Below are 20,642 nucleotides of genomic sequence, written 5' to 3'. Positions count from 1 at the left end.
GAGCTTGAGAGCATCTTTGGTAAAGGAGGGTTTCAGGATGAAAAAAGCAACAATCATAAAAGTACTTCTTGCTTTATTGGCATTAGCACTTGCTGGTGGTGCAAACTTAACATGGGGGTAATACAGGTTTGGGTATATTTTTATGGAGGATGATAAAGTGAGTAAAAAATTAATTTTTTATATATCGTTTATTGTTGTGTGTGGTTTATCTCTTATAACTTATTCCATGTTTAAGGTAAATCCACATCATATTACAGATGTTGTAATTTTAATTATTTTTGCTGCAGTTTGTGAATCATTGCCGATATACATAAACACAAACGTTTCAGTTTCAGTTGCTTATGCAGTAGATTTAATGGCATTGCTTTTGTTTGGACCTTATGAAGGCGCTTTAATAGCTTCAATTGGTAATTTGCTTTTAATTAGGAATTCTAATGGGAAAATAAAATATGTATTAAATACTCCATATTATAAAACTTTATTTAATATATCGCAAATAGCAATAAGTGTTGCTGTTGGTGGCTTTGTATATGAATATTTGGGCGGTAAAATAGGCAGTGATGTTTATCCTAATTATATTATTCAATCAATTATTGCAGCTACTGTATATTATTTTCTAAATAATTTATTAGTAACTACTTTGATAGCGATTTTGCTAGAAAAACCCTTTTTAAAAACTTGGACCAAAGACTTTAGCTGGATGGTGAAAAATTTCCTATTTCTGGCCTTCATAGGCATACTAATGACATCAGTTTTTGTTAAATTTGGTTATATAGCCCTTTTAATCTTTTTTGTGCCACTTATCATGGTAAGATATATGTTCAAATTAAATATGGACCTTAAACAGTCCTATTATGACACCATAAACGCTCTTACAAAAGCATTGGAAGCGAAAGATAGGTATACTTTAGGACACTCAAAAAGTGTTGAGAAATTAGCCGTTTATCTTTGCAGAGAAGCTGGATTCAGCGAGGCACATACGGAGATGGTGCGTATAGCTGCGCTTTTGCATGACGTAGGCAAGATAGGCATTGTTGAAAATATCTTAAACAAACCTGGAAAACTATCAAAAGAAGAATACGACCATATCAAACAGCACCCTGTAAGCGGTTATGAGATATTGAAAGATGTCCCTTTTTTAAAAAATGTAAGGTATTGGGTAAGGTATCATCATGAGTGGTATAACGGAAATGGCTATCCTGACGGCATAAGCGGAAGACAGATACCGCTGGAGGCTGAGATACTTTCTGTTGCTGATGTTTTTGATGCTCTTGTATCTGACAGACCATACCGAAATGCGTATACAAGAGAGGAAGCGTACAAAATCATTGTCGACAGCGAGGGGACACAGTTTAGTCCAAGAGTGATAAGACTCTTCAAGAGAGCATACGAAAAGAACAAGGAGGATTTTAAGCATGATTTTTGATTCTCTTGGGGCTTCATTTATATACGGATTTTTAATAAGGAGAGGAAAATTAAGCGGTATAGCTGATATAGACATAAAGAAGCCTATTTTTTTTATACTAGGTTTTGGATTGGAGTTTGGGGTTCTTAATTTAACAGATAAGTATCCGATAATAATGACATATAGAGCATATATACATTTTCTGGATTACCTTATGCTTTTTATTGGTTTATGGTACAATAGGCACAACAAGTACATGAACGTAATAGCTATTGGTATTATCTTAAATTTCATTGTAATTTTTGTAAATGGTGGGAGAATGCCCGTCTCTATAAATGCTCTTAATGCAGCCGGCATCAGCTATTTGGTACCTGAACTGCAAAAAAATGTGATTCCGACGCATCAAGCTATGACAGCAGCAACAAAACTTAAATTTTTATGTGATATTCTTTATTTGCCAAAGCCGTATCCACTTCCTAAAACTTTTAGCATAGGCGACCTATTTATAGCAACTGGGATTTTTCTGATGGTTTCAAATGCCATGATAAAAGCTTCGAAAAAAGTAAAAATATGACATAGTATATGTAAAATGGATTTTTGTAAGGTGTGGATGTTTTATGAATTCGACAGATAGAAGAAAAAAGATCAAAGAAATACTTAAAAATACAAAAGAGCCGATTAAAGGCACTTATCTTGCATCAATGATGAATGTAACGAGACAGGTAATAGTTCAGGATATAGCGATATTGAGAGCAGAAGGTTTGAAGATTTTATCAACACCTCAGGGATATATACTGGATGTAGCAGAAAAGAATAGATACAAAAAAGTAATAGCATGCAAGCATTATTTTGACAGAACGGAAGAGGAGCTAAATATCATTGTAGACAATGGTGGGAAGGTGCTAGATGTGATTGTAGAGCATCCATACTACGGAGAACTAAAAGGACTTCTGATGCTTTCTTCAAGGTACGACGTAGAGAAATTTATGGAGTGTGTAAGGGATGGTAAGGCTTTACTTTTATCTACTCTTACTGAGGGTGTTCATTTGCATACAATTGAGGCGGACTCAAATGAAATATTGGAAAGGATAGAAGATAAACTTGGAGAAAAAGGATTTTTGATTAAATAAAAAATGTAATATAATTATTATGTAAGAATTATTTTATCTAAGAGAGGTGAAATTGAATTGATAAAGTGGCAGCAATCTTTGTCTGTAGGTATTGACATGATAGATGAGGAGCATAAAGAGCTATTTAAGAGAGTTAATGATGTTTTTGATGCATGCATGAAGCAACAGGGACAGGAAAAAGTCTATGAGATACTGGGATTTTTAAAAGAATACACAGTAAAGCATTTTGGAGATGAAGAAAAACTTTTAGAAAAGTATAAATACCCAGAACTGCCTATGCACAGAAAGCTTCATGAGAAATTTGTGAATGACATAAAAGAGATAGAAGATGATGTAAAAGAAAATGGCGTAAGTGTGTCAATAATCACTACTTTAAACCGCAAGTTAGTCGATTGGCTTATAAATCATATAAGCAAAGTAGACAAAAAATACGGTGAATACATAAAGGCACATCCGATTGATTGAAATGAAAGGGTCCATGTTGAGGTTATAAAATCACATGGGCTTTTTTATTTTTACTTGTTTAATGGTGTTTTTATACAGGTATTTCAAATCAAAAATTCATTTTGTTGATATATATCCGTCAAAATGTTATAATATATACTTGAATAAGAATAACCTTGAGAAGGTGAGTTAATGTTAGGAGTTTTGGAAAAAATATTTGGCAGTTACAGTGAGAGAGAAGTAAAGAGAATAGAACCTATAGCAGATGAGGTTTTGTCATACGAGGAAGAGATGTCAAAGCTTTCAGATGATGAACTAAGAGGAAAAACACAGGAATTTAAAGATAGACTGAAAAATGGTGAAACACTTGATGATATATTGCCAGAGGCATTTGCAGTTGTAAGAGAAGCAGCTTGGAGAACTCTAAAGATGAAACATTTTAGGGTTCAGATAATAGGCGGTATAGTATTGCATCAGGGCAGGATAGCAGAGATGAAGACAGGCGAAGGAAAAACGCTTGTTGCGACATTACCTGCTTATTTAAATGCCCTTGAAGGAAAAGGGGTTCACATTGTTACAGTCAATGACTACCTTGCAAAAAGAGACAGAGACTGGATGGGGAAGATCTACGAATTCCTTGGCATGAGCGTTGGTGTGATTCTTCACGACATGGATTCTGATGAGAGAAAAAAGGCTTATGCTGCAGACATAACTTATGGTACAAACAATGAATTTGGCTTTGATTATTTGAGAGACAACATGGTGATATATAAAGAAGAAATGGTGCAGAGGCATCTAAATTATGCTATTGTTGACGAAGTAGATAGTATATTGATAGATGAGGCTAGGACACCTCTTATTATTTCTGGTGTAGGAGAAAAATCAACAGACCTTTATAAAAGAGCCGATGCTTTTGTAAGAACCTTGAAAAATGAAGAGGATTATACGATTGATGAAAAAGCCCGGGCAGTAAGCTTGACTGAAAAAGGTGTTGAAAAGGCTGAAAGATTTTTTAACTTGGCCAATTTGGCAGACCTTGAAAATATAGAGATTTCCCACAATATAAATCAGGCATTAAAAGCCCACGCCATAATGAAGAGAGATAAGGACTATGTTGTAAAAGATGGAGAAGTCATAATAGTTGATGAGTTTACTGGAAGATTAATGTTTGGCAGAAGATACAGCGAAGGGTTGCATCAGGCAATAGAAGCAAAAGAAGGCGTAAAAGTAGAGAGGGAAAGCAAGACACTTGCTACAATCACATTTCAGAATTATTTTAGAATGTACGACAAGCTAGCTGGTATGACTGGTACAGCTCAGACGGAAGAGCAGGAATTCAGGGCAATATATGGTCTTGATGTTGTTGTAATCCCCACAAACAAAGAGATGATAAGAATAGACCATCCTGATGTGATATATAAAACAGAAGAAGCAAAATTTAAAGCGGTTGTTGAAGATATAGTTGAGCATCACAAAAAAGGTCAGCCTGTGCTTGTAGGCACTATCACTATAGAAAAGTCAGAAAAGCTAAGCAATATGCTTAAAAAGCTGGGCATAAAGCATCAGGTATTAAATGCCAAGTATCATGAAAAAGAAGCTGAGATAATTGCTCAGGCAGGACGAAAAGGTGCTGTCACTATTGCTACAAACATGGCTGGACGTGGTACTGACATCATTTTAGGTGGTAATCCCGAATTTTTGGCGAAGAAAAAGATGATTGAAGAAGGATATTCTCCAGATGTCATAAATGAAGCATCTGGATATGGGCCATTGCACAGCGAAGAACTTGTAAAGGCCAGAGAGAGATACCAGGAGCTTTTAAATGAGATAAAGAAGGAGACGGAAAAAGAGCATGAAGAAGTCGTAAAGCTTGGCGGGCTTTATATAATAGGTACTGAAAGGCACGAATCCAGAAGAATAGACAATCAGTTAAGAGGGCGTGCTGGACGTCAAGGAGATCCAGGTGAATCTAGATTTTACATTTCTCTTGAAGATGATCTTATGAGGCTTTTTGGCTCTGAAAGAATCAAAAACATGATGAATACTTTAGGAATCGAGGATGACCAACCGATCGAGCATAAAATTTTGACAAAACAGATAGAACAAGCACAGAAGAAAGTTGAAGGCATAAACTTTGACGTTAGAAAGAATGTCCTTGAGTACGATGATGTGATGAATAAGCAGAGGGAAATAATATACAAAGAGAGAAGAAAAGTATTAGAAGGTGAAGATTTAAGGCAGTACATCCTCGATATGGTAAAAGACATCATCAGAAGAAATGTTGAAATATATACAGCAGGAAGCAAATACCCAGAGGAGTGGGACATAGAAGGTCTTCTAAACCATTTGTACGATTTATTCCTTGAAAAAGATAGTGTAGTAATAGATGTGGATTTTGGAAGGCTTGACAAAGAGATGCTTACAGATATAATCTATGAAGAAGCTGTAAGACAGTATGAGAAGAAAGAGCAGCAGATAGGCCCACAGATGAGGGAAATTGAGAGAGTTGTCCTCCTAAAAGTAGTCGATACTAGGTGGATGGATCACATAGATGAAATGGACCAGCTCCGTCAAGGAATAGGTTTGAGAGCTTACGGTCAGGTAGATCCTGTAATTGAGTACAAGAAGATTGGCTTTGATATGTTTGAGGATTTGGTTAACTCCATTCAGGAGGATACAGTAAAATTCCTGTATCATATAGAAATAAGGAATGACAATATGCCACATAGAGAGCAGGTGGCGAAACCTGTTGCGACAAATCAAAGCGGCAACGATGAACCTAAAAAGCCAATCGTTAAGAAGAAAAAAGTTGGAAGAAATGATCCATGTCCATGCGGCAGCGGCAAAAAGTACAAAAAATGCTGCGGGGCAAATCTTTAAAAATTTTAGTGAAGGAGATGATTTAGTGTTAGCAGATTATAAGACAGAAGTTTTGAATTTGATAGATACTATAAAAGAAATGGGGGCTTCTCTTTGACATCGAAGGATTGAAAAGAGAAGTGGCAGAGATTGATAAAAAGATGTCGGAACCTGATTTTTGGAATGATTTAGAGAAATCGCAAGAGATGTCTAAAAAGCTAAAAGATTTGAAAGAACTCATATCAGAGTATGAGTCTTTAGAAAAACAATGGGAAGACCTTAATACACTTATTGAGTTAGGGCTTGAGGAGGGAGATGAGTCTCTTACTCAAGAAGTTCACGATGAATACAAGTCTCTTACCAAGAGTATAAATGAGATGAAGATAAAGACCCTTTTAAGCGGACCTTACGATAGAAATAACGCTATCCTTTCAATACATGCTGGTGCAGGTGGAACAGAAGCGCAGGACTGGACTGAAATGTTGCTTCGCATGTATATGAGGTGGGCAACATCAAAAAATTATGAAGTTGAAACGGTGGACTATCTACCTGGTGATGATGCCGGTGTTAAAAGTGTGACTATAATGGTGAAAGGCGCATTTGCTTATGGGTATCTTAAGTGTGAAGCTGGTGTACACAGGTTAGTCAGGATTTCCCCTTTTGATGCAGCAGGAAGACGACATACATCATTTGCATTAGTTGAGGTTTTGCCAGAGATAGACGACGATATAAAAGTTGATATTAGACCGGAGGATTTAAAAATTGACACGTACAGATCCTCTGGCGCAGGCGGTCAGCACGTAAATAAGACGGAATCAGCCATAAGGATAACTCATATACCGACAGGCATCATCGTTCAGTGTCAGTCAGAGAGATCTCAGATGCAAAACAGGGAGACAGCTATGAAGATGCTGAAGGCTAAATTGATGGACCTTATGATAAAAGAGCAAAAGGAAAAAATCGAAGACTTAAAAGGTGAACACAAGGAAGCAGGATGGGGAAATCAGATAAGGTCGTATGTATTTCAGCCGTACACTCTTGTAAAAGACCACAGAACAAATTTTGAGGTAGGGAATGTCAACGCTGTAATGGATGGAGACATTGACGAATTTATCAATGCATATCTAAAGCAGAAAGTGTCATAAGGGATATCTTACGGATATCCCTTATTTTAAACTTGATTAGTTGATAAAGGCTAAAGCCCATTAATTGAAAGGAAGATTTTATGGATAAGATTGCTTTAACATTAAAACAGGAATTCAATCTGAAGGATTTTCCGGTATTAAATACGATTAAGCTTATTGATGAAGGCAACACGATACCATTTATTGCTAGATACAGAAAAGAAGCAACAGGAAGTCTATCAGATGAAGTCTTGAGAAGCTTCTATGAAAGGCTTACGTATTTAAGAAATTTAGAAGAAAAGAAATCTGACACAATCCGCTTAATTGATGAGCAAGGGAAACTTACTGACGAAATTAGAGAAAAAATCGAGAATAGTAAAACACTGCAGGAAATAGATGACATTTATAGACCATTTAGACCTAAGAGAAGGACTAGAGCAACTATTGCAAAAGAAAAAGGATTGGAAGGTTTAGCAAAATTAATTGCTGATGGTGACTTAAAAGAAGGAAACCCGGATGATTATGCTCAAAAGTTTTTGAACGATAATGTTTTAACTCTAGAAGAGGCGTATCAAGGTGCTATGGACATAGTAGCGGAAGACGTATCAGATGATGCTGAGATAAGAAAATACATAAGAGAATATATATGGAATAATGGACTTTTGGTGACGGAAAAATTAAAAGATGAAAAATCCCCATATGAGATGTATTATAGCTACAAAGAATCTATAAAGAAGATACCTCCACACAGAATATTGGCTATAAATAGGGCAGAAAGAGAAGAGTATATTTCTGTTAAAGTAGATGTAGATGATGAAAAAATAATAGATAGCATAGTTGCATCAAATGTTATTAATGACTCAATTTTTAAAGATTATCATGTCAATGCAATAAATGATTCATATAAAAGGCTTATTAAGCCATCTATTGAGAGGGAGATACGAAATAAACTTACTGAAATAGCTGAGGAGAAGGCCATAAAAGTATTTAAGATGAACTTGAAAAGTTTGCTTTTGCAGCCGCCTGTTAAAGGTTATGTAGTTATGGGGTTTGACCCTGCCTACAGGACAGGTTGTAAAATTGCAGTCGTAGATGAGACTGGAAAATTGCTTGATACGGCTACCGTATATCCTACGCCTCCACAAAATGACGTAGATGGAGCAAAAGCGATATTAAAAGATTTGATAGAAAAGTACAATGTCGGTTTGATTTCACTGGGAAATGGAACAGCCTCCAGAGAAAGTGAGCTTTTTATAGCAGAGCTTATTAAAGAAGTTGACAGGGACTTAAAGTATGTCATAGTAAATGAAGCTGGTGCATCAGTATATTCCGCATCAGAGCTTGGGACAGAAGAATTTCCTGACATAAATGTAAGCTTAAGAGGTGCTATATCTATGGCTCGTAGGCTGCAGGATCCATTAGCAGAGCTTGTTAAAATCGATCCTAAGTCTATTGGAGTTGGTCAATATCAGCACGATGTAAACCAGAAGATGTTGGGAGAAGCTTTAAATGGCGTTGTTGAAGATTGCGTGAACAGCGTAGGTGTCGATTTAAATACGGCATCAGTATCGCTTTTAAAGTATGTGTCAGGCATAAATGCGTCTATAGCTAAAAATATCGTCGAATACCGCAATGAAGTGGGACAGTTTAGAAATAGAAACGAATTGAAGAATGTAAAGAGACTGGGCGATGCAACTTTTACTCAGTGTGCAGGATTTTTAAGGATATTAAACGGTGACAATATATTTGACTCAACAGGTGTTCATCCTGAAAGGTATGAGATACTAGAGAAGCTTCTTAAAAAATTTGATTATGATATAAAAAAACTGGACACGAAAGCTTTGAGGGAATTTGCATATAAACTGGAGGAATATGGCCTTGAAAAGCTATCGCAAGAATACGACATAGGGCTTCCTACACTTAATGACATCGTAAGCGAACTAAAAAAGCCTGGAAGAGATCCTAGAGAAGATCTTCCAAAGCCTATTCTTATGTCAGATGTGATGACGATAGAGCAGTTGAAACCGGGCATGGAATTAATGGGGACAGTTAGAAATGTTGTTGACTTTGGATGTTTTGTAGATATTGGCGTTCATACAGATGGCCTTGTTCACATATCAGAGATGTCTCAAAATTACATCAAACATCCTTTAGATGTTGTTTCTGTAGGCGATATAGTAAAGGTAAGAGTCATTGATGTGGACATAGATAGAAATAGAATATCTCTTTCTATGAAATAATATATGGTGTGATCTAAATATCATGGAGGTTTTAATTTGACGGCGTATGATATTATTGGCGATGTTCACGGTTGTTATGAAGAACTGACAAAATTAATCGATATTTTGGGATACACATGTAAAGACGGAATATATGTACATAAAGATGATAGAAAACTTGTATTTCTGGGGGATATTACAGATAGAGGGCCTGACTCTATAGGTGTTATAGAATTGGTGTATAAAAATGTTAAAGCAGGAAAAGCTCTTTACACACCAGGTAATCACTGCAATAAGCTTTACAGGTATTTGTTAGGGCACAATGTTAAAATTATACATGGACTTGAGACTACTGTTGAAGAGTTAAATGCTTTAAACGATTCACAGAGAAAAAGCGTTATTTCACATTTTAAAGAATTGTACGAGGATTCACCGATGTACCTTATTTTGGACAATAAAAAGTTAATAGTAGCACATGCGGGAATACCGGAAAAGTACATAGGGTACTATGGGAAAAATGTTAGGCGATTTGTTCTGTACGGCGATATAACAGGTGAGAGAAACCCTGATGGCACGCCTGTGAGGCTTGATTGGGCAAAGGACTATAGAGGCTCATCTTTGATTGTCTACGGCCATACGCCTGTAAAGGAGCCAAGATTTTTAAATAACACCGTCAATATCGATACAGGATGCGTATTTGGAGGATCTCTTACGGCTTTAAGCTATCCTGAGATGAAGGCATCTAGCGTAAAGTCTTCTATGCCTTATGATGAAAGCAGATTCAGAGACCCAGATAACTAGATGTTGTAATATGTGGATTTTAGGAGGATAAATTAGGTGGATAGAAATAAAAAGAAGCTTGCTATAAATGGCCTATTTATTGCAGCGTTTGTATTTTTGTTTTTTTGGGTACTGCTTCGATATGGAGATGAGTTGACTTATCTATTAAAAGACCCTACTAAGTTTGAAAAATGGATATTGGGATTTGGCACAAAAGGTATTCTGATTTTTATCGCAATTCAGATATTGCAAGTTTTGATATTTGTAATACCTGGTGAAGTTGTTCAAATAGCTGGAGGGTACCTTTACGGGACTTTTTTGGGCTCGCTGTATTCTCTGATTGGAATTACTATCGGTTCTCTTTTGTGTTTTACAATAGCAAGGGTATTGGGATATGAATTTGTACGTGGAATGCTGTCAGACGAGAAGCTAAAAAAATTTGATTATTTAATAAACAACAAGAAAGGGGAGCTTGGACTCTTTTTGGTATTTTTACTGCCAGGCCTCCCTAAGGATGCCTTGTCATACGTCGCAGGATTGACGCCGGTGAAATTTTTAAATTTTTTTCTTATAACAGCAACAGCACGGCTTCCTGGCATAGTAATTTCCTCGTACATAGGTGCAAACATTGAGCATAAAAATTACATAGTTTCAGCAGTAATATCAGTCGTTGCAGTAATTTTATTCGTCATCGGAGTTGTAAATAAAGATAAGATTATTAAAAAGATGGATTGATTATGTATGATGTTTACTATTTTTATCAGTGTAGTATAATATTTTTTAGGTTCTTCTTTGTTTCGATAAATTTTTAAGACAGGGGGTTTTACAGTGTATCTTTTAAAGGGCGGTAAAGTCTTAACGATGGCAGGAAAAAATTACGATAAAGCAGATGTTCTTATAGACGATGGAAAGATTTTGGATGTGGGAGAAGAAATAATAGCACCGCTTGATGCTGAGGTGATAGATGTTTCAGGCCTTACAGTGATGCCTGGCATGATAGATGCACATTGCCATCTAGGTATGTGGGAAAATGCTGTTGGCTTTGAAGGTGCAGATGGAAATGAGGAGACAGATCCCATAACTCCTCAATTGCGAGCAATAGATGGGATAAATCCTATGGATAAATATTTTCAAGAAGCATATGAGGCAGGCGTGACTACGGCTGTAACAGGTCCTGGCAGTGCCAATGTAATTGGTGGTCAATTTGCAGCCATAAAGACATACGGCAAAAGAATTGATGATATGATCATAAAAGAACCGATTGCGGTTAAAGTAGCTTTTGGTGAGAATCCAAAGTCTGTGTACAATGAGCAGCATAAGATGCCTATGACAAGAATGGGTATAGCCGCGCTGCTGAGGCAAGAGCTCGTAAAAGCGAAAGAGTACATAGAGGATATGGAGAGGTACGCTGACGATGATGAGAAAAGGCCATCAAGGGACCTTGGACTTGAAGTCTTGGCTAAAGTGTTAAAGAGGGAAATACCATTAAAAGCACATGCTCACAGGGCCGATGATATATTCACGGCTTTAAGGATAGCAAAAGAATTTAATGTGGATATAACGCTGGATCATTGTACTGAGGGTCACCTTATAGTGGATTATCTAGTGAAAGAGAATGCAAAAGTCATCGTAGGGCCTTCACTCTCTGAAAGGTCAAAAGTTGAGCTTTCTAATCTTACTTTTAAAACTCCGGGAATTTTATCAAAAGCCGGATTGGATGTGGCTATTATGACAGATCATCCAGTTATTCCTTTAAATTATCTTCCAATTTGTGCAGGTCTTGCAGTAAGAGAAGGTATGGATGAGATGGAAGCTTTGAAAGCAATTACTATAAATCCAGCTAAAATAGTAGGCATATCTGACAGGGTAGGAAGCATTGAGAAGGGAAAAGATGCTGATATAGCCGTCTTTGACGGTAGCCCAATTGAGATAAAAACAAAGACAAAGTTTGTATTTGTAAATGGCCAGTTAGTCTATGAAGCATAATAATTTATATATTTTATCGATTGATAGGAGGAAAATAAATGGCATTTAATTTAAAAGGTAGAAGTCTATTGACGTTAAAAGATTATACGCCACAAGAGATAAGATATCTTCTTGATATAGCAAAACAGGTAAAAGCTGAGAGAAAAGCAGGGATAGTTCATCAAAGATTTTTAGGAAAGACTATTGCATTGATATTTGAAAAGCGCTCCACCAGAACTAGATGTGCATTTGAGACGGCTTTTGGCGAGGAAGGTGGGCATCCGGTTTTTTTGTCGACAGATGATATACAGCTTGGGGCAAAAGAATCTATAGAAGACACTGCAAGAGTCCTTGGCAGGATGTTTGATGCAATAGAATTTAGAGGATTCAATCAAAAGACTGTAGAGGTACTTGCAAAATATTCTGGTGTGCCTGTTTACAATGGGCTTACAGACGAATATCATCCTACGCAAGTTTTGGCTGATTTGATGACGATAGAAGAAGAATTTGGATATCTGAAAGGTACAAAATTGGCATTTGTAGGCGATGGTAGAAATAACATGGCAAATACGCTGGCGGTCGGATGTGCAAAAATGGGTATGGATTATGTGATAAATTCACCAAAAGAGCTTTGGCCATCAGAAGAATACATAAAAGAAATCAAAGATATGGCGAAAGAAAATGGAGGTAGCTTTACAATAACAGATGTACCTGGCGAAGGATTAGAAGGTGCACATGCAGTTTACACAGATGTATGGGCATCTATGGGAGAAGAGTCTAAGCAAAAAGAAAGAGAAATGCTTTTAAGGCCATTCCAAGTAAATGATGAGATGATGAAGAAGACAAAAAGATCTGATACGATATTTTTACACTGCTTGCCTGCAGTAAAAGGGCAAGAAGTAACATATGAAGTAATAGAAGGGAAGCAATCGAGAGTTTGGGATGAAGCAGAAAACAGAAAGCACACTATAAAAGCTGTCATGATTGCCACAATTCTTTAGTGATAAAGCCAAGGTAAATTTTATGCCTTGGCTTTTATCACCTACTATTCAAATCTTGAATAAAATGATATAATGTAAAATGTTATTATTCGCTTAAGTAGGAGGATATGATGAAGGGAAAAGTAGTTATAGCGCTTGGGGGAAATGCACTGCAAGATAAAGATATGGTGCCAACCGCAGAATCTCAATTAAATGCGGTAAGAAGGACAGCTTCATATATTGCAGATATCATAGAAGAAGGGTATTCTGTGGTTTTGACACATGGCAATGGCCCGCAGGTTGGCAATATAGTCATACAAAATGAGACAGCCTCTAACATAATACCTGCGATGCCTTTTGACATATGTGGTGCGGAAAGTCAAGGCATGATAGGCTATATGATACAGCAGTGTTTAGGTGAAGTTTTTAAGGAGAGAAAAATAGAAAAAGGTGTTGCCACAATAGTAACACAAGTAATTGTAGATAAAGATGATCCTGCATTTTTGCATCCAACAAAACCAATTGGGCCTTTTTACTCAAAGGAAGAAGCAGAGATGCTTATAAAAAATAAAGGATATGAAATGGTGGAGGACAGCGGCAGAGGATACAGGAGAGTTGTAGCATCTCCAGAGCCAAAAGAAATAGTTGAATTAAGTACAATTAAATTGCTTGAAAATAATGGTGTTGTAGTCATAACAGCAGGTGGAGGAGGAATACCTGTTGTAAAAGAAAATGGAGGTTTGAAAGGTGTTGCTGCCGTAATAGATAAGGACCTTGCGTCTGAGAAGCTTGCAGAGGATTTAGATGCAGATATACTTTTGATTTTGACAGCTGTGGAAAAAGTGTACATCAATTATAAAAAGCCAGATGAAAAAGCACTGGATGTAATTTCAAGTGATGAAGCACAGAGGTATTTGGAAGAAGGCCATTTTGCACCAGGAAGCATGTTGCCAAAGGTTAAGGCTGCAATGAGGTTTGCAAATTCAAAGCATGGAAGGCGTGCAATAATAACATCTCTTGAAAAAGCATATGATGCTTTATGTGGAAAAACAGGTACTGTTATCGTAGAGAAAACAGCTAAAGACTAAAAAATTTCTTGACAAATTGATATTTTTATGACATCATATTATTTAGAACTTAATATTTGTGAAGAATATCTTCAGGGCAGGGTGAAATTCCCGACCGGCGGTAAGCGTAAGCAAGCCCGCGACCCGCATATGCGGTGGACTTGGTGAGATTCCAAGGCCGACAGTATAGTCTGGATGGAAGAAGATTTATTTTAGTTGTTATGGTCCTGAAGATAATTTCTTCAGGATTTTTTGATTATGGAGGTGTTGTTTATGGAACACAGCAAGACGAAAGTAATTGTAACTGTAGGATTGCTTTCTGCAATAGCATTTGTACTTATGTATCTAGAATTTCAGCTACCACTATTTCCAGGCTTTTTAAAATTTGATTTCAGTGATATACCGCCACTACTAGCAGCATTTGCATTAGGACCTGTATACGGGATTTTTGTAGAAATTGTAAAAAACGTGATACACTTGCCTGTAAGCCAGTCTGCTGGTATTGGGGAAGTAGCAAATTTTGTGGTTGGTTCCATTTACGTGTATACAGTAGGTGTAATATACATGAGAAACAAATCAAAGAAATCAGCAATATTTTCAATGATTATTGGAACAGTTGTTATGGCTATTGCGGGATCAGTCTTGAATTACTACGTATTTTTACCTTTATACCAGAAGATAATGGGATGGCCATTAAGCGCTATTGTTGGAATGGGGAAAGCAGTAAACAGCCATATAGTTGATTTAAGGACATTGATAGCGTATGGTATTTTCCCATTCAACATATTAAAAGGGTTTGTAATATCTATTATAACATTTCTAATTTACAAGAAATTGTCACCAATGCTTAAAATGTAATGTGTTTAAAATAGCGGAAATAAATCCGTTATTTTTTTTGCCTTAAATACTAACTTACTATGCGTTTGTTTTATGGTATACTTGGTATATAATAATTGTATAAATTTCACGGTGGTGTTACGAATGAAAATGTCATTTAAAACAAAAAGTCCTATTGAGACAGAAAAGATAGGCTTTAAATTAGGAAATTTACTAAAAAGAGGCAGCATCGTATTAATATCTGGAGAATTAGGTGTGGGAAAGACAGTTTTAACGAAAGGGATAGCTAAAGGAATGGGAATTGATGATTATGTGACAAGTCCTACATTTATGATTGTAAATGAGCATTTGGGAGATATTCCACTGTATCATTTTGATGTCTATAGGATAGATGATTATACGGAATTATACGATATAGGTTATGAGGAGTATTTTTATGGAGATGGGGTATGTGTTATTGAATGGCCTGAAAAAATAAAGCCTCTTATTCCAGAGGAGAATATATTTATACGCATTGACATAGGCGATTCTTACGATGAGAGAATCATAGAGATTGAATCACATGGCGAAAAATATGATGAAGTAATTAAGGAGATGAAGTGATGAAGGTACTTGCAATAGATTCATCGTCAAATACGGCGACAGTTGCACTTGTGGATGAAAATGGTTTAATAGGTGAATTTTCTATAAATCACTTGAGGCATTCTATTATATTGATGCCTATGATTGATGAGCTTTTAAAAATGGCTGAGACAAAAAAAGAAGAAATAACTCACATTGCTGTATGTAAAGGTCCAGGATCTTTTACAGGCTTAAGAATAGGTGCTGCTACTGCAAAAGGCTTGGCTCAGTCTTTAAATATTCCGATTGTGGGAGTTTCTTCTCTAGATGGACTTGCATTTAATGTGAGGGAATTTAGAGGAATCATATGTCCTATAGTTGACGCCCTCAGAGGCTACGTCTATACATCTTTATATAGAGGCGGTGCTGAATTAATTTCCTTGTCAGATGTGACTTTGAAGAAAGCTGGTGAACTTCCGGATATTGTAAATAAATACAGTGATGATGTGGTATACATAGGAGATGGCATAATACCATACAAAGATGTCTTAAAAAATGTATCTTCAAAAGAGGTGTTTTTTGCATCACCTATAAACAATATCTCAAGGGCGTCATCAATTGGTATGATGGCATTTGAAAAAATAGCAAAGGGCGAATTAAGCACATATATTGATTTTAAGCCATATTATATAAGAAAGCCTGCACCGTTGGAAAATGCCAATTAATATTGTTGGGGGTTAATATATGGTTATAAAAATTCGCCCTATGACAAAAAGCGATATAGATGATGTGATTGAAATTGAGAACTTAAGTTTTTCTGTCCCATGGTCTAAAGAATCTTTTACAATGGAAGTCACAAAGAATAAATGTGCTTACTATATAGTTGCAGAAGCAGATGAGAAAATAGCTGGATACGGTGGATTCTGGGTTGTAATAGATGAAGGTCATATAACAAACATTGCTGTTCATCCTGATTTCAGAGGGAAAGGTGTTGGATCTGCAATTGTTGAGGGACTTATTGATTTGGCAAAGAAAAAAGGCATAACATCTATGACGTTGGAAGTCAGGGCATCAAATCTGATTGCGCAATCCCTTTACAAAAAATACGGCTTTAAACCTGTAGGCAGGAGAAGGGGTTACTATCAGGATAACAATGAAGATGCGATAATAATGTGGAAGTACGACATGTAAGGAGAGATTATATGAATAAAGATACAGTTGTTTTGGGAATTGAAACATCTTGCGATGAGACATCAGCCAGTGTGGTAAAAAACGGCAAAGCGGTATTGTCTAATGTCATATATTCGCAGATAAATATCCATAAGAAATTTGGCGGTGTTGTTCCAGAGATAGCATCTAGAAATCACATAGAAGTGATTGGAAATGTAGTAAAGGAGGCACTTGATGAGGCATCTATAACTCTTGACGATATAGATGTTGTTGCGGTGACATATGGTCCTGGACTTGTGGGGGCATTGTTGGTGGGCCTTTCATATGGAAAAGCACTGGCATATGGAAAAGGAATACCTTTTGTAGGCGTAAACCACATAGAAGGTCATATTTCAGCTAATTATCTTGATGGCGATTTTGAACCGCCGTTTATTTGTCTGATAGCGTCAGGAGGTCACAGTCACATTGTCTTTGTAAAAGATTATGGCGAATATGAAGTTTTAGGAAGGACGGTAGACGATGCAGCAGGAGAGGCATTTGACAAAGTGGCAAGAGCATTAGGACTGGGTTATCCTGGAGGTCCCAAGATTGATGAGATTTCTAAAAATGGAGATCCATATAAATATAATTTTCCTAAATCTTTCATGGAAAAAGACAACTTTGATTTCAGCTTCAGTGGTTTAAAGACGGCAGTCATAAATCAACTGCACAAAGAGAGACAAAATGGAAATGAGGTAAACATTGCAGATTATGCTGCAAGTTTTCAAATGAATGTTGTGGATGTACTGTCTTCAAAGCTTATAGAGGCTGCCAGATATAAAAACATAAATAAGATATCTATAGCAGGAGGTGTTGCTTCCAACAGCCTTTTAAGAGAAAGGCTTTTAAAATTAGCAGACGAAGAAGGATTTATGATTCACTTTCCTAAACAAGTATATTGCACTGATAATGGCGCAATGATAGCCAGTGCTGGATATTTTGACTATATTCGTGGAAAAGTTTCAGGATTAGACTTGAATGCCATTCCATATTTAAAACTTTTTTGATTGTTGACGAAAAATCTGTGTATATTGTGGAAAATTGTCTTTAAATATTGGATATTGGTGTTCCATAATTGTGGATAACTTTGTGGATACTGTGACTAACTTAAATACATTGGATATTATGTAATGAAATGGAAATTAGAAAGGAGCGTTTATGATGAAAGACATACTCTTTTTATCAAAAGTAAATATCAGGTATATAGAAGAAATACAAAAAATTGCACCACAGTTTAATGTGATTTGCTTGGATGATAAAAAAGATGCTTACAAGTATATAAAAGGCACAGAAGTATTAGTTTGTTTTGATGGTGATGCAGACGCTGAATTTATACATAACGCCGAAAATCTTAAATGGATTCATCTGTTAAGCGCTGGTGCTGATGCAATGCCGTTTGATGTATTAAAAGAGCGCAAAATCATATTGACTAATTCAAAAGGAATCCATAAGTATCAAATATCGGAGCAAGTTTTAGGATACATGCTTTTGTTTGAAAGAGGATTAAATTACTTTATTAGAAAGCAAATGAACAGGGAATGGGACAAGTCTGTAAGAGTTTCAGAATTATATGGCAAGACTGTTTGTATACTGGGTGTCGGAAGCATAGGGGAAGAAATATCAAGAATAGCCAGAGAGTTTGGAATGAAGACAATAGGTGTCAGAAAGTCAGGTAAGGCAAGTCAGTTTGTGGATAAAATGTATACAAATGAAAATATGATTTTTGCAGTTTCAAAAGCTGATTATGTAATTTGTGCCCTTCCATTGACTGATGACACATATCATCTGCTGGGCAAAGATTTCTTTAAAAATATGAAAAATGACGCTGTTTTCATAAATATCGGCAGAGGAAAAGTCGTATATGAATCTTCTTTGATAGATGCATTGAAAAATAAGACTATAAGGGGTGCTGCACTGGATGTTTTTGAGGAAGAGCCTCTTTCAAAAGAAAGTCCTCTTTGGGATATGGAGAATGTCATTATAACGCCACATACTGCTGGCATATCACCTCATTACATGGAAAGGGGAATTGAGATAATAAAGCATAACATAAAAGCTTATTTAGGTGACGGAGACTTTGTAAATCGAGTCGATTTAGAAAAGCAATATTAAAGCGGGTACTTACCCGCTTAATTTTTCCCATTCTTCATATAGATTTTCTAATTTTTCCTTTAACATGTTGTATTTTGACTGCGTATCAATGATTTCTCCGCTTTTATATATATCAGGATCGCACATTTTTTCTTCCAGTTCTTTTATCATATCTTCAGTCTCGATTATTTCATTTTCAATACTTGATAAGTATTCTTTTTGCTTTTTGGCCTCTTTTTGTTTTAGCCTTTCCCGGATTTTTTCATTTTTAATTTGCGTCTTTGTCTTTTTTTCCTGCTCTTCTTCAGATGTATTATTCTCATTTTTCTTTTCCACATAGTATGAGTAATTTCCGTAATATTCTTTTATAGAATCACTTGATAGTTCCAATACTTTTGTTGCTATTTTGTCTATAAAGTATCTATCGTGTGATACAAATAAAAGCGTACCGCCAAAATCCAATAATGCCTTTTCAAGTACTTCTTTTGATTTTAAATCAAGGTGGTTTGTAGGCTCATCCAGCAGGAGAAAATTTGCTTTTGACAGTATAAGTTTCAACAATGATACGCGGGCCTTTTCGCCTCCGCTTAATGTACCTATTGTTTTAAATACGTCATCGCCGCTGAACAGAAATGAGCCTAACAAAGTTCTTATTTCTGTCTGAGAAAGATAAGGGTTTTCATCCCATATTTCATCTATTATTGTTTTATTATCATTTAAATCTGTAAATTCCTGCTGGTAATAACCGATGATGACGTTTGTGCCCAGATTTACGAGGCCTTCGTAATTCTTTAATTCACCAACTATGATTTTAAGGAGGGATGTTTTTCCTACTCCATTAGGGCCTAGAATGGCAATTCGATCACCTTTGTACACTTCAAAGCTTATATCGTGAAATATAGGCCTGTCAAAACTTAATGAGAGGTTTGAAACTTTCAATATATCATTTCCGCTTTTTTCATCAAAGTCAAACGAAAGTTTAATTGTGTCATTATTTATTACAGGTTTATCGATTTTCTCCATTTTGTCAAGGAGCTTCTGTTTGCTTTCAGCCATTTTTACAGATTTCTCACGGCGCCGATTTTTTTGTATCATTATCATTTCTTGAATTCTTTTTATTTCCTTTTGCTGTTCTTCATAGGCTTTTATCTTGGCGTTTAGCTCTTCATTTTTTTTCTTTATGTATTCAGAATAATTACCTTCATACGATCTTAATGTTTTATTTTCAATTTCGAATATTCTGTTTGCGATCCTATCGAGAAAAAATCTGTCATGAGATATGACTAAAACAGTACCTCTATAAAACTTTAAGTATTGCTCTAGCCATTCTATCGAAGGTATGTCAAGATGGTTTGTAGGCTCGTCAAGAAGAAGCACATCTGGATTTTTAAGTAGTGCTTTTGCCAGCATAAGTCTTGTCTTTTGTCCACCGCTTAATACTGAAACAGGTGTATCAAATTGTACAGGCTGAAATCCTAACCCGATTAATACTCCCCTAACTCTGCTGTCAATGGAATATCCTTCTCGTTTGTTGTACTCATCTGTAAGTTTTGAATAATCATTAAGCAATTTATTTAGTTTAGATTCATCTTTTGTGCTGGCTATCTCCTTTTCTAAATCTTTGATGTTCTTTTCAAGATTTATAATGTCTAAAAAAACCGTTTTAACTTCATCGTAAATTGACTTGTCGCTTACTATATAAGCGTTTTGCTCAAGATATCCTGCGGTTATTGAAGGCATTGATATATTCCCACTGTCAGGTTGCAAATCTTTTACTATCAGTTTAAAAAGCGTTGATTTTCCAGCTCCGTTATCTCCAACAACACCGATTTTATCGCCTTCATTTACGATAAAAGATATATTTTCTAGAATTGTATTTATTCCGTACGATAAACTTACGTTGTTTGCTGTTATTATAGCCATTTGAAATTCCTCCTGTTATAATATAATATATCAAAGATTATATATAAT

19 protein-coding genes and 1 riboswitch are annotated in these 20,642 nt (G+C 36.0%); of the genes, 18 read left to right on the top strand and 1 reads right to left on the bottom strand.

What is annotated here, in order from left to right:
- The first annotated feature begins 157 nt into the window (after positions 1-157).
- The 18 genes from J2Z80_RS06785 (at position 158) to J2Z80_RS06700 (ending at position 18,692) form a co-directional block, all read left to right on the top strand.
- Positions 158-1,426 carry an HD-GYP domain-containing protein gene (locus J2Z80_RS06785; protein ID WP_349292583.1) on the top strand — a complete coding sequence of 423 codons (1,269 nt, stop codon included), beginning with the start codon at positions 158-160 and terminating at the stop codon, positions 1,424-1,426.
- Positions 1,416-1,979, top strand: a complete 564-nt coding sequence (locus tag J2Z80_RS06780; RefSeq protein WP_209453728.1) for a DUF5317 domain-containing protein — start codon at positions 1,416-1,418, stop codon at positions 1,977-1,979. Before J2Z80_RS06785 ends, J2Z80_RS06780 begins: the two co-directional genes overlap by 11 nt.
- A 43-nt stretch (positions 1,980-2,022) precedes the next feature.
- Positions 2,023-2,535 carry a transcription repressor NadR gene (locus J2Z80_RS06775; protein ID WP_209453727.1) on the top strand — a complete coding sequence of 171 codons (513 nt, stop codon included), beginning with the start codon at positions 2,023-2,025 and terminating at the stop codon, positions 2,533-2,535.
- 57 nt (positions 2,536-2,592) lie between these two features.
- On the top strand, positions 2,593-3,000 hold the full coding sequence (locus J2Z80_RS06770; protein WP_245301198.1) for a bacteriohemerythrin: 408 nt from the start codon (positions 2,593-2,595) through the stop codon (positions 2,998-3,000).
- A gap of 171 nt (positions 3,001-3,171) precedes the next feature.
- Positions 3,172-5,859 carry a preprotein translocase subunit SecA gene (secA, locus tag J2Z80_RS06765; RefSeq protein WP_209453726.1) on the top strand — a complete coding sequence of 896 codons (2,688 nt, stop codon included), beginning with the start codon at positions 3,172-3,174 and terminating at the stop codon, positions 5,857-5,859.
- A 25-nt stretch (positions 5,860-5,884) separates the two neighbouring features.
- A protein-coding gene (gene prfB, locus J2Z80_RS06760; protein ID WP_349292585.1) for a peptide chain release factor 2 occupies positions 5,885-6,983 on the top strand; the annotation gives its coding sequence in 2 pieces (ribosomal slippage) (positions 5,885-5,953 and positions 5,955-6,983; 1,098 coding nt in all).
- 80 nt (positions 6,984-7,063) lie between these two features.
- Positions 7,064-9,202 carry a Tex family protein gene (locus tag J2Z80_RS06755; RefSeq protein ID WP_209453725.1) on the top strand — a complete coding sequence of 713 codons (2,139 nt, stop codon included), beginning with the start codon at positions 7,064-7,066 and terminating at the stop codon, positions 9,200-9,202.
- Positions 9,203-9,238: 36 nt separating this feature from the next.
- Complete coding sequence (prpE, locus tag J2Z80_RS06750; RefSeq protein ID WP_209453724.1) at positions 9,239-9,982, top strand: bis(5'-nucleosyl)-tetraphosphatase PrpE; 744 nt, start codon at positions 9,239-9,241, stop codon at positions 9,980-9,982.
- Between the two features lie 36 nt (positions 9,983-10,018).
- On the top strand, positions 10,019-10,696 hold the full coding sequence (locus tag J2Z80_RS06745) for a TVP38/TMEM64 family protein (RefSeq protein ID WP_209453723.1): 678 nt from the start codon (positions 10,019-10,021) through the stop codon (positions 10,694-10,696).
- Positions 10,697-10,789: 93 nt separating this feature from the next.
- A complete protein-coding gene (locus J2Z80_RS06740; RefSeq protein ID WP_209453722.1) occupies positions 10,790-11,947 on the top strand; it encodes an amidohydrolase in 1,158 nt (385 codons plus the stop codon).
- A gap of 38 nt (positions 11,948-11,985) precedes the next feature.
- A complete protein-coding gene (gene argF, locus J2Z80_RS06735; protein WP_209453721.1) occupies positions 11,986-12,927 on the top strand; it encodes an ornithine carbamoyltransferase in 942 nt (313 codons plus the stop codon).
- A gap of 110 nt (positions 12,928-13,037) precedes the next feature.
- Entirely contained in the window at positions 13,038-13,994 is a 957-nt protein-coding gene (gene arcC, locus J2Z80_RS06730) for a carbamate kinase (RefSeq protein ID WP_209453720.1), read from the top strand.
- A 63-nt stretch (positions 13,995-14,057) separates the two neighbouring features.
- A riboswitch (FMN riboswitch) is annotated at positions 14,058-14,184 on the top strand.
- A gap of 62 nt (positions 14,185-14,246) precedes the next feature.
- The gene (locus J2Z80_RS06725) at positions 14,247-14,831 is read left to right on the top strand and encodes an ECF transporter S component (protein ID WP_209453719.1); all 585 of its coding nucleotides are present in this window, start codon (positions 14,247-14,249) and stop codon (positions 14,829-14,831) included.
- A gap of 123 nt (positions 14,832-14,954) precedes the next feature.
- On the top strand, positions 14,955-15,413 hold the full coding sequence (gene tsaE, locus J2Z80_RS06720; RefSeq protein WP_209453718.1) for a tRNA (adenosine(37)-N6)-threonylcarbamoyltransferase complex ATPase subunit type 1 TsaE: 459 nt from the start codon (positions 14,955-14,957) through the stop codon (positions 15,411-15,413).
- Positions 15,413-16,096 (top strand): tRNA (adenosine(37)-N6)-threonylcarbamoyltransferase complex dimerization subunit type 1 TsaB, encoded by a 684-nt coding sequence (gene tsaB / locus J2Z80_RS06715; RefSeq protein ID WP_209453717.1) that lies wholly within the window; start codon positions 15,413-15,415, stop codon positions 16,094-16,096. Before tsaE ends, tsaB begins: the two co-directional genes overlap by 1 nt.
- A gap of 19 nt (positions 16,097-16,115) precedes the next feature.
- Positions 16,116-16,562: a ribosomal protein S18-alanine N-acetyltransferase gene (rimI, locus tag J2Z80_RS06710; protein WP_209453716.1), complete on the top strand. Its 447-nt coding sequence runs from the start codon at positions 16,116-16,118 to the stop codon at positions 16,560-16,562.
- An 11-nt stretch (positions 16,563-16,573) separates the two neighbouring features.
- Complete coding sequence (gene tsaD / locus J2Z80_RS06705) at positions 16,574-17,587, top strand: tRNA (adenosine(37)-N6)-threonylcarbamoyltransferase complex transferase subunit TsaD (RefSeq protein ID WP_209453715.1); 1,014 nt, start codon at positions 16,574-16,576, stop codon at positions 17,585-17,587.
- Positions 17,588-17,741: 154 nt separating this feature from the next.
- Positions 17,742-18,692 (top strand): D-2-hydroxyacid dehydrogenase, encoded by a 951-nt coding sequence (locus J2Z80_RS06700; RefSeq protein ID WP_209453714.1) that lies wholly within the window; start codon positions 17,742-17,744, stop codon positions 18,690-18,692.
- Positions 18,693-18,701: 9 nt separating this feature from the next.
- Here J2Z80_RS06700 and J2Z80_RS06695 read toward each other — a convergent pair whose 3' ends face one another.
- Positions 18,702-20,594 (bottom strand): ABC transporter ATP-binding protein, encoded by a 1,893-nt coding sequence (locus J2Z80_RS06695; RefSeq protein ID WP_209453713.1) that lies wholly within the window; start codon positions 20,592-20,594, stop codon positions 18,702-18,704.
- Positions 20,595-20,642 lie beyond the last annotated feature (48 nt).

Source organism: Thermoanaerobacterium butyriciformans (assembly GCF_017874545.1).
In the GTDB taxonomy this organism is placed as follows: domain Bacteria; phylum Bacillota; class Thermoanaerobacteria; order Thermoanaerobacterales; family Thermoanaerobacteraceae; genus Thermoanaerobacterium; species Thermoanaerobacterium butyriciformans.
Note: the sequence above shows the minus strand (reverse complement) of the source record. Positions and strands in the feature narration are given on the sequence as shown.